At 72.6% G+C, this 13506-nt stretch carries 12 protein-coding genes; 8 read left to right on the forward strand and 4 right to left on the reverse strand.

Annotation, left to right across the window (positions count from 1 at the left end; all coding sequences use genetic code 11):
* Positions 1–36: 36 nt before the first annotated feature.
* Together tsaD and AC3AQ1_RS12435 are read left to right on the forward strand one after the other, a co-directional pair.
* Complete coding sequence (gene tsaD, locus AC3AQ1_RS12430; protein ID WP_234417500.1) at positions 37–1131, forward strand: tRNA (adenosine(37)-N6)-threonylcarbamoyltransferase complex transferase subunit TsaD; 1095 nt, start codon at positions 37–39, stop codon at positions 1129–1131.
* A gap of 195 nt (positions 1132–1326) precedes the next feature.
* Entirely contained in the window at positions 1327–1992 is a 666-nt protein-coding gene (locus tag AC3AQ1_RS12435; RefSeq protein WP_108719235.1) for a GNAT family N-acetyltransferase, read from the forward strand.
* A gap of 210 nt (positions 1993–2202) precedes the next feature.
* Here AC3AQ1_RS12435 and AC3AQ1_RS12440 read toward each other — a convergent pair whose 3' ends face one another.
* Together AC3AQ1_RS12440 and AC3AQ1_RS12445 are read right to left on the reverse strand one after the other, a co-directional pair.
* Complete coding sequence (locus AC3AQ1_RS12440) at positions 2203–3351, reverse strand: glutamate--cysteine ligase (protein ID WP_108719236.1); 1149 nt, start codon at positions 3349–3351, stop codon at positions 2203–2205.
* Entirely contained in the window at positions 3351–4616 is a 1266-nt protein-coding gene (locus AC3AQ1_RS12445; protein WP_159096538.1) for a THUMP-like domain-containing protein, read from the reverse strand. The genes AC3AQ1_RS12440 and AC3AQ1_RS12445 overlap by 1 nt, the downstream gene beginning before the upstream one ends.
* A gap of 233 nt (positions 4617–4849) precedes the next feature.
* On the opposite strand from AC3AQ1_RS12445, the gene groES reads away from it, so the two are divergent.
* From groES to AC3AQ1_RS12465, 4 genes are all read left to right on the forward strand, one after another.
* Positions 4850–5146 (forward strand): co-chaperone GroES, encoded by a 297-nt coding sequence (gene groES / locus AC3AQ1_RS12450; RefSeq protein WP_108719237.1) that lies wholly within the window; start codon positions 4850–4852, stop codon positions 5144–5146.
* Between the two features lie 251 nt (positions 5147–5397).
* Complete coding sequence (gene guaB / locus AC3AQ1_RS12455; RefSeq protein WP_234417967.1) at positions 5398–6852, forward strand: IMP dehydrogenase; 1455 nt, start codon at positions 5398–5400, stop codon at positions 6850–6852.
* 132 nt (positions 6853–6984) lie between these two features.
* Positions 6985–7572: an ACT domain-containing protein gene (locus AC3AQ1_RS12460; RefSeq protein WP_108719239.1), complete on the forward strand. Its 588-nt coding sequence runs from the start codon at positions 6985–6987 to the stop codon at positions 7570–7572.
* A complete protein-coding gene (locus AC3AQ1_RS12465; RefSeq protein WP_108719240.1) occupies positions 7515–7817 on the forward strand; it encodes a 2-hydroxycarboxylate transporter family protein in 303 nt (100 codons plus the stop codon). Before AC3AQ1_RS12460 ends, AC3AQ1_RS12465 begins: the two co-directional genes overlap by 58 nt.
* A 96-nt stretch (positions 7818–7913) precedes the next feature.
* Here the strand turns inward: AC3AQ1_RS12465 and AC3AQ1_RS12470 are convergent, their stop codons facing one another.
* Together AC3AQ1_RS12470 and AC3AQ1_RS12475 are read right to left on the reverse strand one after the other, a co-directional pair.
* The gene (locus tag AC3AQ1_RS12470; protein WP_108719241.1) at positions 7914–8585 is read right to left on the reverse strand and encodes a response regulator; all 672 of its coding nucleotides are present in this window, start codon (positions 8583–8585) and stop codon (positions 7914–7916) included.
* Complete coding sequence (locus AC3AQ1_RS12475) at positions 8582–10315, reverse strand: sensor histidine kinase (RefSeq protein WP_159096539.1); 1734 nt, start codon at positions 10313–10315, stop codon at positions 8582–8584. Before AC3AQ1_RS12475 ends, AC3AQ1_RS12470 begins: the two co-directional genes overlap by 4 nt.
* Positions 10316–10475: 160 nt before the next feature.
* On the opposite strand from AC3AQ1_RS12475, the gene AC3AQ1_RS12480 reads away from it, so the two are divergent.
* Together AC3AQ1_RS12480 and AC3AQ1_RS12485 are read left to right on the forward strand one after the other, a co-directional pair.
* Positions 10476–11999 carry a DASS family sodium-coupled anion symporter gene (locus AC3AQ1_RS12480; RefSeq protein WP_108719243.1) on the forward strand — a complete coding sequence of 508 codons (1524 nt, stop codon included), beginning with the start codon at positions 10476–10478 and terminating at the stop codon, positions 11997–11999.
* A 143-nt stretch (positions 12000–12142) separates the two neighbouring features.
* Positions 12143–13504: a class II fumarate hydratase gene (locus AC3AQ1_RS12485; protein WP_199916611.1), complete on the forward strand. Its 1362-nt coding sequence runs from the start codon at positions 12143–12145 to the stop codon at positions 13502–13504.
* Positions 13505–13506: the final 2 nt, after the last annotated feature.

Raw genomic sequence — 13506 nt, forward strand, 5'->3', positions numbered from 1 at the left:
CGAGGTCACGAGGGGGCGCGGGTAGGCTCGGCTGCCGTGAGCCAGCCCCCGGTCCAGCCTCTGGTCGACCCCTCGGTACCGCCGTTGGTCCTGGGCATCGAGTCCACCTGCGACGAGACGGGCGTGGCCCTCGTGCGGGGTCGCGAGCTGCTCGCCGACGTGACCGCGTCGTCCATGGACGAGCACGCCCGGTACGGCGGGATCGTGCCCGAGGTGGCCTCCCGCGCGCACCTCGAGGCGCTGCTGCCGACGCTGGAGGCGGCGCTCGCGAGCGCCGAGGTGACGCTCGCGGACGTGGACGCGATCGCCGTCGCCTCGGGTCCTGGCCTCGTGGGATCGCTGACGGTCGGGACGGCGGGCGCGAAGGCGCTCGCGCTCGGCCTCGGGGTGCCGCTGTACGGCGTGAACCACGTGGTGGGCCACGCCGCCGTGGACGAGCTCGTGCACGGCCCGTTCCCCGAGCGGTTCCTCGCACTCGTCGTGTCCGGAGGGCACTCCTCGCTGCTGCTCGTGCGGGACATCGCGACGGACGTCGTCGAGCTCGGACAGACCCTGGACGACGCCGCGGGCGAGGCGTTCGACAAGGTGGGTCGGCTGCTGGGTCTGCCCTATCCGGGCGGGCCGCACGTCGACCGGCTGGCGCGCGAGGGCGACCCGACCGCGATCCCGTTCCCGCGCGGCCTGTCGAAGGGGCGCGAGCTGCTGCGCCACCCGTACGACTTCTCGTTCTCGGGCCTGAAGACCTCGGTGGCGCGCTACCTCGAGGCGCGCGAGGCGTCGGGTGAGCCGTTCTCGCGGGCGGATGTGGCGGCGTCGTTCTCCGAGGCGGTGGCCGATGTGCTCGTGACGAAGACGCTGCGCGCGTGCGAGGAGCACGGGGCGGACACGCTCGTCGTCGGGGGCGGGTTCTCCGCCAACTCGCGGCTGCGCGAGCTCGCCGCGGAGCGCTGCGCGCAGGCGGGGGTCGAGCTGCGGATCCCGCCGATCCGCTACTGCACCGACAACGGCGCGATGATCGCGGCGCTGGGCTCCGCCGTCGTGCGCGCGGGGCTGCCGTCGTCGCCGCTCGACCTCGCGGTCGACTCGCAGATGTCGCTCTCGGTGCCGGTGGTGCTGCCGCCTGCGGAGTGAAGCCGCCTGCTGAGGACTGCCCTCCGCGACGCTTTGACTGGTCGCCCCGACGGATTGACTGGCCAGATCGCCGTGAGCCGTCTCGACGGCGGTGTTTCCCCAGGTCGCGGTGACCGCGGAGAACTCTGACCAGTCCGTGTGCGCAGGCGACCAGTCAATGTGTCAGCGAGGCGGCCCCGGTGGCACGATCGGGCCATGTCGCTGACCGACCTCTGGCCGGCCGCGGGCGTTCGCGTCCGCGCCGGCGACCTCGAGCTGCGGTGGATCGACGACGACCTGCTCGTCGCCCTCGCCGAGTTCGCCTCCCGCGGCGTGCACGTGCCCGACGCCATGCCGTTCACGGTTCCGTGGACGCGCGGCACTCCCACGCAGGTCGCGCGCAGCGTGATCGCCTACCAGTGGGCCGCGCGCGGCCGCGTCGGTCCCGACGACCTTCGGCTCGAGCTCGCGGTTCTCGTCGACGGCGTGCCGGTCGGCATCCAGGGCGCGGGCGGCGCCGACTGGGCGGTCATGCGCACGGCGGAGACCGGGTCGTGGCTCGGACTCGAGCACCAGGGACGCGGCATCGGCACGCGGATGCGCGTGCTCATGCTCGCGCTGCTCTTCGACGGACTTGGCGCCGAGGAGGTGACGTCGGCGGCCTGGCTCGACAACCCGGCGTCCCACGCGGTCTCGCGCCGCGTCGGGTACGAGGACAACGGCATGCGGCGGCTCGTCCGCGAGGGTGGCGTCGCGATCAACCAGGGCTACCGGATGGCCCGGCCGCGGTGGGAGCAGGTGCGCGAGGCGAACCTCGCGCTGCTCGCCGGCCCGATCGTGCTCGACGGCGTCGCTCGCCTGCGCGAGCAGCTCGCGGAGTAGGCGGCGTACGAGGCCGCGCCGAGGGGCTCGCGGGCAACAGAGATCCTCTCGCGAAAGGACGGACTTCCTCTCGCGAAAGGACGGACTTCCTCTCGCGAAAGGACGGACTTCCTCTCGCGAAAGGACGGACTTCCTCTCGCGAAAGGACGGACTTCCTCTCGCGAAAGGACGGACTTCCTCTCGCGAAAGGACGGACTTCCTCTCGCGAAGCTAGAGGGGGCGGCCCGCGCGCATCTCGCGCACGAGCGAGTCCACCACCGCGCCGAGGCTCCCGCCGGCCCGCCGCGCGGCCGCCCGCTGCCGCTGGTAGGAGGCGCCCTTGCGCAGGATGGTGCGCACGCCGTCGAGGTCCTCGGCGCAGCCGAGCCGTTCCGCGACCGGTGCGAGCACCGTGAGCCAGCCCGCCACGGAGTCGGTGACGAGCTCCTCGTTGCCCTCGGCGTCGAGAATGACGATCGCGTCCATGCCGTAGCGCGCCGAGCGCCACTTGTTCTCCTGGACGAACCACGTCGGCATCGTGGGCAGCTCGCGCCCGGCGTCGAGCTCGCTGGAGAAGTGCTCGACGAGGCAGTGCACCAGCGCCGCGAGCGCGCGCAGCTCCAGCATCGTCGGGGTCCCGTCGCAGATCCGCACCTCGAGCGTGCCGAACCGCGGCGAGGGCCGGATGTCCCAGCGCACCTCGGTGAAGTCGTCGATCACGCCGGTGTGCTGCATGTCGCCCACGTACTGCTCCAGCTCTGCCCAGGACGGGAACTGGAAGGGCAGGCCCGCCGTCGGGAGCTGCTGGAACATGAGCGCGCGGTTCGAGGCGTAGCCCGTGGTGTCCCCGCCCCAGAACGGCGAGGACGCCGAGAGCGACTGCAGGTGCGCGAACACCGTGAGCAGCGCGCGCATGATCGGCAGCACCTTGTCGCGGTCCTCGATCCCGACGTGCACGTGCACGCCGTAGATGAGCATCTGCCGGCCCCACCACTGGGTGCGGTCGATGAGCGTGGCGTAGCGCTGCTTGTCGGTGACCTTCTGCTGGTTCCAGCGCGCGAACGGGTGGGTGCCCGCGCACATGAGCTCGACGCGCAGCGGGTCCGTCACCGCGCGGATCTCGCCGATCGCGCGCTCGAGGTCGCGCGCCGCGCCGTCGACCGTCTCGTTGACGCCCGAGACCACCTCGACGGTGTTGAGCAGGAGCTCCTGCTTCACGTAGGGGTGCTCGCTCGCCTCGGGCGGGCGGAGCGCGTCGAGCACGGTCGAGGCGACCTGGCGCAGGTCGCCGGAGTCGACGTCGACGAGCGCGAGCTCCCACTCCAGCCCGATCGTGCCGCGGCGTGAGGACGCGAACGGGATCCGCACGGGCTGAGCCATCAGGCGTCCCCTCTCTCGTCGTCGGGTCGGATGTCGGGCCGTTCGAGCGGCTCGGGGCGATCACCCACGCGCTCCACCACCAGCACGCGCTGCTCGCCCGCGACCCGGGTGAGCACGATCGTGGCGGATGCGCGGCCACGAAGCGAGAGCTGGCCGCGCAGTCTCGCGGGATCGAGCGCGCTGCCGCGCTTCTTGATCTCCAGCGTCCCGACGTCGCGCTCGCGCAGGTAGGCGCGCAGGCGCTTGAGCGAGAACGGCATCGCGTCGAGCACCCGGAACGCCGTGGCCCAGGGCGTGGGACGCAGGTGGTCGCCGGTGAGGAACGCGATGCTCGGGTCGATGAGGTGCGTGCCTGTCTCCTCGGCCACGCGGTGCACCACGCCCGCGCGCAGCACCGAGCCGTCGGGCTCGTACAGGTAGGCGCCGAGCGGACCCGTCGGCGCCGGCGTGACCGGCGCGCTCGGGTCGCCTCGCTCGGCCAGCACGTGCACGCCGTCGACGGCGAGCAGCAGCGCTGTCCGCCCCGGCCCCTCGGGCGCGAGGTCGCCGAACCACAGCCCGGTCTCCACGACGTCGCCCCCGACGCTCACCCACTCCGCGCGCGCGTCGACCGGGATGTCGCGGTGCGCGAGCGCGGGGGAGAGCTTGAGGCCGAGCATGCCCACCGGGTGCGGCCCGGTCGTGCGCAGCGCCAGCAGGCGCTCGACGGCGGGGCTGTAGTCCGCGAGCCGGTGCAGTCGGGCGCCGCTCGTCGTGCGCCGGGCCGGGTCGGCCCAGACGGCGTCGACGCCGGTGAGGTCGGCGTCGAACGCGTCGCCCTGCCAGACCCGCGCCTCGGGCAGGGCGCGCAGGTTGATCCCGGCGACCAGCGCCGTCGCGGGGTCCCGCTCGACGGCGAGCACGCGCAGCTCCATCCCCGCCAGCGCCATCGCGTCGGCGCCGATGCCGCAGCCGAGGTCGGCGACGTACGTCGCGCCGGCCGTGCGGAAGCGGTGTGCGTGCCGCGCCGCGACGGGGAGCCGGGTGGCCTGCTCGAGTCCCTCGGGCGTGAAGAGCATGTCGCGGGCGAGGTCGCCGAACTTGGCCCGTGCCTTCGCACGCAGCCGGGACTGGGTCAGCGCGGCCGCGACGAGGTCGGCGTCCAGGCCCGAGGCCCGCAGCGCGGTGCCGAGCGCGAGGCTCGAGGAGGCGTCGTACGGCGGCAGCTCCGCCAGCAGCGCCCAGCCCGCGGGCTCCAGCAGGGGGGCGATGCTCGCGGGGTCCACGGGGCGATCCTGCCCTACCGCCGGCGCGCGGCGGCACCCGCGGTGTGACACGCGTCTGGCACTCGCCTTGACCGAGTGCTAACGCGTTCCTAGAGTGGACGGCGGCACCGCAACCGCGAGGTTGTGGAACCAGGTGCGACGGACACACTCGGCCGACCCCCGCGACGGCGGACGGGCCGTGGGCGGCGCGCCTCACCCATCGTCATCTTTCATCACGGAAGGGGAGGTCCGACGTGTCGGTCTCCATCAAGCCGCTCGAGGACCGGATCGTCGTCCAGACGCTCGAGGCCGAGCAGACCACGGCGTCCGGTCTGGTCATCCCGGACAGCGCCAAGGAGAAGCCCCAGGAGGGCAAGGTCCTGGCCGTTGGCCCCGGTCGCGTCGACGACAAGGGCGTCCGGATCCCGGTCGACGTCGCCGTCGGCGACATCGTCATCTACAGCAAGTACGGCGGCACCGAGGTCAAGTACTCGGGCCAGGAGTACCTCATCCTCTCGGCGCGCGACGTGCTCGCCGTCGTGGAGAAGTAGGGCTCGACCCGCACTCGACGGGGCCCCGGACGCATCGCGCGTCCGGGGCCCCGTCGCGTCCGGGTGCGCCCCGTGTGGCCCGCGCCACCCGGGCGTACGAGGGTCGCCGACACGCGGGCGACTAGGATGACCAGGTGACGGTCACCGACGCTTCCCCCGCCTCGTCCACCCTCGCCAGTGCGCCGCTCGGCGCCCCCGCCGCCGAGTCCGTCGAGGACAAGTTCTCCTTCGTCGGCCTCACCTACGACGACGTGCTGCTGCTCCCGGGCGAGACGGACGTCATCCCGTCCGACGCCGACACCACCACGCGCCTCACGCGCGAGATCTCGATCCGGATCCCGCTGCTGTCTGCGGCGATGGACACGGTGACCGAGTCCCGGATGGCCATCGCGATGGCGCGCCAGGGCGGCATCGGGATCCTGCACCGCAACCTGCCGATCGCCGACCAGGCCGGTCAGGTCGACCTCGTCAAGCGCTCCGAGTCCGGCATGATCACCGACCCCGTCACGGTCGGCCCGGACGCGACGCTCGCCGAGCTCGACACGCTGTGCGGCCAGTACCGCGTCTCGGGCCTGCCCGTCGTGGAGCCCGACGGTACGCTGGTCGGCATCATCACCAACCGCGACCTGCGCTTCGTGCCCCGCGACCGGTTCGAGGGGACTCGGGTACGGGGCGTGATGACGGCGTCGCCGCTGGTCACCGCACCCGTCGGGATCGCGCGCGAGGATGCCGCCGCGCTGCTGGCCAAGCACCGCGTGGAGAAGCTCCCGCTCGTCGACGAGCACGGCCTGCTCGCGGGCCTCATCACGGTCAAGGACTTCGTGAAGTCCGAGCAGTACCCCATGGCGTCGAAGGACTCCGCCGGCCGCCTGCTCGTCGGTGCGGCGGTCGGGTTCTTCGGGGACGCCTGGGAGCGCGCGACGGCGCTCGTCGAGGCCGGCGCGGACGTGCTCGTCGTCGACACGGCGAACGGCCACGCGCGCCTCATGCTCGACATGGTGCGCCGCCTCAAGTCCGACCCGGCCACCCGCGACGTCCAGGTGATCGGCGGCAACGTCGCGACCCGCGAGGGCGCCGCGGCGCTCGTGGCGGCCGGCGTGGACGCCGTGAAGGTTGGCGTCGGGCCCGGCTCGATCTGCACGACCCGGGTCGTCGCGGGCGTCGGCGTCCCGCAGGTCACCGCGATCTACCAGGCGTGGCTCGCCTGCCGCGAGGCCGCCGTCCCCGTGATCGGCGACGGCGGGCTGCAGTACTCGGGCGACATCGCCAAGGCGCTGGTCGCCGGCGCGGAGTCGGTGATGCTGGGCGGGCTGCTCGCCGGCACCGACGAGAGCCCGGGCGACCTCGTGTTCGTCAACGGCAAGCAGTACAAGCGCTACCGCGGGATGGCGTCGCTGGGCGCGATGCAGTCGCGCGGGGACCGGCGCAGCTTCTCCAAGGACCGTTACTTCCAGGGCGACGTGCCCGACGACGAGGTCATCACCGAGGGCATCGAGGGCCAGGTGCCCTACCGCGGCCCGCTCGCGGCCGTCGCGCACCAGCTCGTCGGCGGACTGCACCAGTCGATGTTCTACGTCGGCGCGCGCACCGTGCCCGAGCTCCAGCGCCGCGGCAAGTTCGTCCGGATCACCCCGGCCGGGCTCAAGGAGTCCCACCCGCACGACGTGCAGATGGTGGCCGACTCGCCGAACTACGCGCGGCGCTGACGCTCCGCGGCGGGTGCTGACCCGCGACCACAAGCTCCGCAGCCTCTCCTTACGACCGGTGACCTGGCTCACGCCGGCGCCCACGCTGGTCACGACCGACGACACGTCGGACCCGTCGGAGAGGACCGGGGAATGACCAGCACCATCACCAGCGCCACTGTCGGCGCTGCCAGCACCAGCACACCCACATCCGCCGCTGCGCCGACGCTCGCGTCGCCGTCGGCCGCCTACACGCTCACGCTGCGCGTGGAGCTCGCGTTCGACCCGGGCACCCTCGGCCGGCTCACCACCGCGATCGGGACGACCGGCGCCAACCTCGGCCGGATCGACGCCCACCATCGCAACGGCCCCGCCGTGACCCGCACGATCGACGTGCTGTGCCGCGACGAGGCGCACGGCACCGAGGTCGTCGAGGCGGTCCGCGCGGTGCGCGGCGTCACGCTGCTCGACGTCGCGGACAAGACGTTCGCGCTGCACGAGGGCGGCAAGATCCGGGTCACGCCGTCGTTCGCGCTAGAGACGCGGGACGACCTGTCCATCGCGTATACGCCGGGCGTGGCCCGCGTGAGCGCCGCGATCGCGACCGACCCCGAGCGCGTCTGGGACTACGCGATCAAGCGCAACGCGGTCGCCGTGCTCACCGACGACTCGTCGGCCTCGGCATGCTCTACATCCCGCTCGACGGCGTGCTCTCCGTCCTCACGCCGGGCTACGTGCTGACGTGCGCGGCCGTCGTGCTCACGATGGCCGCGACCGGCTTCTTCGTCGGCCGGTGGCTCGGGATGTACCCCGTGGACGCCTCGCTCGTGACGGTGTGCCACTCCGGGCTCGGCGGCACCGGCGACGTCGCGATCCTCTCGGCCTCGCAGCGCATGGTGCGCATGCCGTTCGCGCAGATCTCGACCCGGCTCGGCGGGGTCACCACGGTCATCGCGGTGTCCTCGCTCCTCGTCATGACGCTCTGAGTCGCCGGTGAGGGCGGCCGCGAGGCCGCCGAGGCCTCCGCGAGCGCTGCGGTGCGGCCACGGGGAGACCCGCGTGACCGCACCGCAGCGCTCGCGTCAGCGCAGGCGGTAGACCAGCTCTGGCCGGCCTGCCCGGCCGTACACCGGCACGCGCTCCACCGACCCGATCTCCACGAGGTGCTCGAGGTAGCGGCGCACCGTGACGCGCGAAGCGCCGACCGCGTCCGCGACCGCCTGGGCGCCTGCGCCCTCGGGCGCGTCGCGGAGCGCCTGGCGCACCACGGTGAGCGTCTCGCGCGAGAGACCCTTGGGCAGCACGGACGCGCCCGTGTCGCGCAGCGTCGCGAGCGCGGCGTCGATCTCGCCCTGGTCCGTCACGGCGCCCTCACGGGAGGCGAGCGCGCGGTAGGACGCGTAGTGCTCGAGCTTCTCGCGCAGCGCCGCGAACGTGAACGGCTTGATGAGGTAGTGCACGGCACCGGAGCGGACGCTCTCGCGCACGGCGTCGACGTCGCGCGCGGCGGAGATGACGATGACGTCGGGGGAGGAGGGCTGCGAGCGCATCGTGCGCAGCACGTCGAGCCCGCCCACCGCAGGCATCGACAGGTCCAGGAGCACGAGGTCGACGTCGCCGCGCGCCACCCGGGCCAGCACCGCACGGCCGTCGTGCACGGTGCCGATGCACTCGAACCCGGGCACGCGCGCGAGCAGCGCCGCGTGCGCCTGGGCCACCAGGACCTGGTCGTCGGCGACCAGCGTTCGGATCACGTGTCCTCCCTCGGGACGGGCAGTCGTACCTCGATGAGCGTGCCGGGTCGGGCGGCGGGCCCGGGGGCCGCGGCGTCTCGACCGGTCCGCTCCGAGGGGGCCTCGGCCGCGCTCAGGTGCCCGACGGCGTCCGTCACCTCGATCGTGCCACCGCACCGGTGGACCGTCCGCTCGACGAGCGAGAGGCCGATCCCGCGCCCGTGCGGCCGGGCGGGCGAGCCGGTCTTCGTGCTGAAGCCCCGCTCGAAGATACGGGTGCGCAGCGCCGTCGGCACGCCGGGGCCCGAGTCGGCCACGCGCAGCACGAGCTCGCCGCCGGCCACGTGCCCCGCGATGCTCACGCGACGCGGCGCCGGGGCGTGGGACGCGGCGTCGAGCGCGTTGTCCAGCAGGTTGCCCACGATCGTCACGAGGTCCTGCGAGTCGAAGACGCCGGCGGGCACGTCCAGCTCGGCGACGACGACCGCCACGCCGCGCTCCGCGCCCTGCGCCGACTTGCCGAGCACGAGCGCGGCGAGCGCCGAGTCCGCGACCTGGCCGACCACGGTGTCGGTGAGGGCCTGGGAGGACCGGGCGCTCGCCGTCGCGAACTCGATCGCGTCGTCGTAGCGGCCGAGCTCCACGAGCATCGCGACGGTGTGCAGGCGGTTGTCCGCCTCGTGCGAGCGGGCGCGCAGGGAGTCGGTGAACTGGCGCAGGTTGTCCAGCTCGCCGCTCGCCCGGGCGAGCTCCGTGCGGTCGGCGATCGTCGCGATCCAGCCCATCCGGCGCCCCTCGCTGAGCGCCTCGGTCTGGCTCACCACGAGGGTGCGCCCGCCGATCGCGAAGAGCTCGGCGTCGGCCGGGCGGCCCGAGGCGAGCAGCTCGGTGAGCTCGGCGTCGAGCCCGAGGCCGGCCAGCGCGGTGGCCGGGGTGCCGGGCGGGACAGGAGCGAGGTCCAGCAGCGTGACGGCCTGGTCGTTGGCGACCACGACCGTGGCGTCGTTCGCCATGAGCACCAGGCCCGACCCCACGGACTCGATGAGCGCGTCGTAGTAGCTGTGCAGGCGGGCCAGGCCCTGCGCGCCGAGCCCGAACGTCTGCCGCCGCACCGTCCGCGAGAGCCACCACGCGGCGGCCACGGAGACACCGAGCCCGACCACGAGCACGACGGCGAGGTCGGCCAGGGAGTCCATCACCCGTGCGTGCACCGCACGCAGCACGACGCCGGTGGAGACGAGAGCGACGATCTCGCCGTCGGCGTCGCGCACGGGGGCGACGACGCGGACCGAGGGTCCGAGCGTGCCGCGCGCGTCCTCGACCGTGACCTCACCGGCGCGCGCGCCGTCGATGTCGCCGATGAAGGTGCCCCCCACCATCGCGGGGTCAGGGTGGGTGTAGCGCGTGCCGTCGGTGTCCATCACGACGACGAAGTCGACGCCCGTGTCGCGGCGGATCTGCTCGATCCGTGCGCCGAGCGCGTCGACGGGATCGGGGCCGGTGACGCTCTCGAGCACCCAGGGGTCGTCGACGAGGGTCATCGTGACCGAGCGCGCGACCTCCACGGCGCGGGCGCGCTCGGCCTCGCGCGCGTTCTGCACCGCAGCGATGCCGAGCGGCACGAGCGCGACGAGGAGCAGGACGAGCTGGGCGAGGAACACGCGCGTAGCGAGCGAGCCGCCCCTCGGCGTCGGCGGGCTCGACCGGGTGGGCCCCTGGGGGTCGCCGGAGGAGGCGGACGCCGTCGTCATGCGCCCAGTATCGACGCCAGCCCTTGCCGAGGGCAGCGAGAGGGAGTAGGGATGGGGTTGCGGTCGTTGTGGTCTCACAAATCGGGACGTAGGTCCTCGGCTCATTCGACGGCCGGTCACGAGACTTGCCGGTGTCAGCTCGCTTCACCGAGGAGGATCCATGAGCGCTCCCGCAACGTCGCCGGCCGCGCAGGCCGCCCCACCCGCCCGCACCGGCCTGCCCCGCTGGGCGCTGTTCCTCATCCCGGTCGCGGTCGGGCTGATCATCTGGGCCATCGGGGCACCCGCCGGGTTCGTCGACTTCGTCGCGAAGGCCGTGGACTCCACGACCGGTGAGCCGAAGTACGACCCCGCCGCCGCGGCCCACGCCTGGGCCCTGCTGGCGATCTTCGTCGCCACCATCCTCGCGATCATCCTCAAGCCGCTGCCCATGGGCGCCCTGTGCATGATCGGCATGGCCGTGATCGCCGCGGGCGGCACGCTGAGCATCGGCGACACGCTGTCGGGCTTCGCGAACACCACGATCTGGCTCATCGTGATGGCGTTCTTCATCTCGCGCGGCGTGGTCAAGACCGGCCTCGGCCGGCGCATCGCGCTGTTCTTCGTGGCGCGGCTCGGCAAGCGGCCGATCGGCGTCGCCTACGGCATGGCGCTCACCGACCTCGTGCTCGCGCCGGCGACCCCGTCGAACACCGCCCGCGCGGGCGGCATCATCATGCCGATCCTCACGTCGATCTCTAAGCAGTACGGCTCGGAGCCGAACGGGCCCTCGGCCCGCAAGGTCGGCGCCTACTTCATGCAGACCGCCTACATCGTCAACTGCGTGACCTCGGCGATGTTCCTCACCGCGATGGCGGGCAACCCGCTGGCGCAGGAGCTGGCCGCCGGGCAGGACATCACGATCACGTGGGGCAACTGGGCGCTCGCGGCGATCGTGCCCGGGCTCGTCTCGCTGATCGCCGTGCCGTGGGTGCTGCTCAAGGTCTTCCCGCCCGAGGTCAAGGAGACCCCCGAGGCCGCGGCCGAGGCGCAGCGCCAGCTCACCGAGCTCGGTCCGCTGCACCGCAATGAGTGGATCATGACCGGCACCATCGTCGTGCTCCTGCTGCTGTGGACCCTCGGCGGACCGCTCATGGACATGAGCGCCACGACGGCGGCCCTCATCGGCCTGTCGGTCCTGCTCCTGGTGAACGTGCTCACCTGGGAGGACGTCAAGACGGAGACGCAGGCCTGGGACACGCTCGTGTGGTTCGCGGCGCTCGTCATGATGGCCACGTTCCTCAACACCCTCGGCCTCATCCCGTGGGTGAGTTCGGAGATGAGCGCGCTCACCGGCGGGCTGCCGTGGATGGTGGCCTTCGCGATCCTCACGATGGTCTACTGGTACAGCCACTACCTGTTCGCCTCGAACACGGCCCACATCTCGGCGATGTACGCGGCGTTCCTCGCCACCGCGGTGGCCACCGGGGCACCGCCGCTGTTCGCGGCTCTCGTCTTCGCCTTCATCTCCAACCTGTTCGCGACGCTCACGCACTACGCCGCAGGCCCCGCGCCCGTGCTGTTCGGCACCGGGTACGTGCCGCTCAACCGGTGGTGGACGAACGGCCTCGTGATGAGCGTCGTGCTCATCGTCATCTGGACCTCGGTCGGCACGGGGTGGATGGCCCTCATCGGGATCCTGTGAGCCCGAGGCTGACACACCTGGAACGCCTGGCACGGGCGCACGTCGCCTGACACGATCGAGTCGGACCCGGACCACGAGGCGTCCGGACACGGAGAGGAAGAGGAACAGTGGCGGAGATCGAGTACCGCATCGAGCACGACACCATGGGCGAGGTGCGTGTCCCCAAGGACGCGACGTACGCCGCGCAGACCCAGCGCGCGGTGGAGAACTTCCCGATCTCGGGGACGGGCCTGTCCCGGCACCACATCGCCGCCCTCGCGCAGATCAAGAAGGCGGCCGCCCGCGCCAACGCCGACCTCGGGGTCCTGGACGCCGAGGTCGCGGGGGCGATCGCCGCCGCGGCCGACGAGGTCATCGCCGGCGGCTACGACCGTGACTTCCCGATCGACGTGTTCCAGACGGGCTCGGGCACGTCCTCGAACATGAACACCAACGAGGTCATCGCGACACTCGCCACGCGCTCGCTCGGTCGCCCCGTGCATCCCAACGACCACGTGAACGCCTCGCAGTCCAGCAACGACGTCTTCCCCTCCTCGGTGCACATCGCGGCGCTCGAGGCCGTGACGACGGTGCTCCTGCCCGGTCTGGAGACCCTCGCGGCCTCGCTCGAGGCCAAGGCCGAGGAGTTCGCCGACGTGGTGAAGTCCGGCCGCACGCACCTCATGGACGCCACGCCGGTCATGCTCGGCCAGGAGTTCGGCGGGTACGCCACCCAGGTGCGCTACGGCGTCGAGCGGGTGCGTGGGACGCTCGGCCGCCTCGCCGAGCTGCCGCAGGGCGGGACGGCGGTGGGCACCGGGATCAACACCCCCGCGGGCTTCCCGCAGAAGGTCATCGCCTACGTGGCCGAGCAGACGGGCCTGCCCGTCGTCGAGGCCACGAACCACTTCGAGGCCCAGGGCGCGATGGACGCGTTCGTGGAGACCTCCGGCGCGCTCAAGACGGTCGCCGTGAGCCTCACCAAGCTGTGCAACGACCTGCGCTGGATGGGCTCGGGACCGCGCGCCGGCCTCGGCGAGATCGCGCTGCCCGACCTCCAGCCGGGCTCCTCGATCATGCCCGGCAAGGTGAACCCGGTCCTGCCCGAGGCCACGCTGCAGGTCTGCGCCCAGGTCATCGGGAACGACACCGCGATCACCTACGGCGGGGCGTCCGGGCTCTTCGAGCTCAACGTCATGATCCCGATGATGGCGCGCAACCTGCTCGAGTCGATCACGCTGCTCGGCAACGCCTCGCGCGTGCTCGCCGAGCGCTGCGTCGACGGGATCGTCGCGCACGTCGAGCGCTGCCGTGCGCTCGCGGAGTCCTCGCCGTCGATCGTCACGCCGCTCAACCGCCTCATCGGCTATGAGGCGGCCGCGAAGATCGCGAAGACGTCGGTCGCCGACAACTCGACGATCGCCGACGCCGTACGCGCGCTCGGCTACGTCGAGCGCGGCGAGCTCACCGAGGAGCAGCTCGCGACGGCGCTCGACGTCGCCGCGATGACCGCACCGCGCAACTAGCA

The sequence above is a fragment of the Miniimonas sp. S16 genome, assembly GCF_057748195.1.

Excerpts from the sequence above, each read along its gene's own strand:
- AC3AQ1_RS12435 (WP_108719235.1), top strand. The coding sequence starts at position 1,327 with ATGTCGCTGACCGACCTCTGGCCGGCCGCGGGCGTTCGCGTCCGCGCC.
- AC3AQ1_RS12440 (WP_108719236.1), bottom strand. The coding sequence starts at position 3,351 with ATGGCTCAGCCCGTGCGGATCCCGTTCGCGTCCTCACGCCGCGGCACG.
- AC3AQ1_RS12460 (WP_108719239.1), top strand. The coding sequence starts at position 6,985 with ATGACCAGCACCATCACCAGCGCCACTGTCGGCGCTGCCAGCACCAGC.
- AC3AQ1_RS12465 (WP_108719240.1), top strand. The coding sequence starts at position 7,515 with ATGCTCTACATCCCGCTCGACGGCGTGCTCTCCGTCCTCACGCCGGGC.
- AC3AQ1_RS12475 (WP_159096539.1), bottom strand. The coding sequence starts at position 10,315 with ATGACGACGGCGTCCGCCTCCTCCGGCGACCCCCAGGGGCCCACCCGG.
- AC3AQ1_RS12480 (WP_108719243.1), top strand. The coding sequence starts at position 10,476 with ATGAGCGCTCCCGCAACGTCGCCGGCCGCGCAGGCCGCCCCACCCGCC.
- AC3AQ1_RS12485 (WP_199916611.1), top strand. The coding sequence starts at position 12,143 with ATGGGCGAGGTGCGTGTCCCCAAGGACGCGACGTACGCCGCGCAGACC.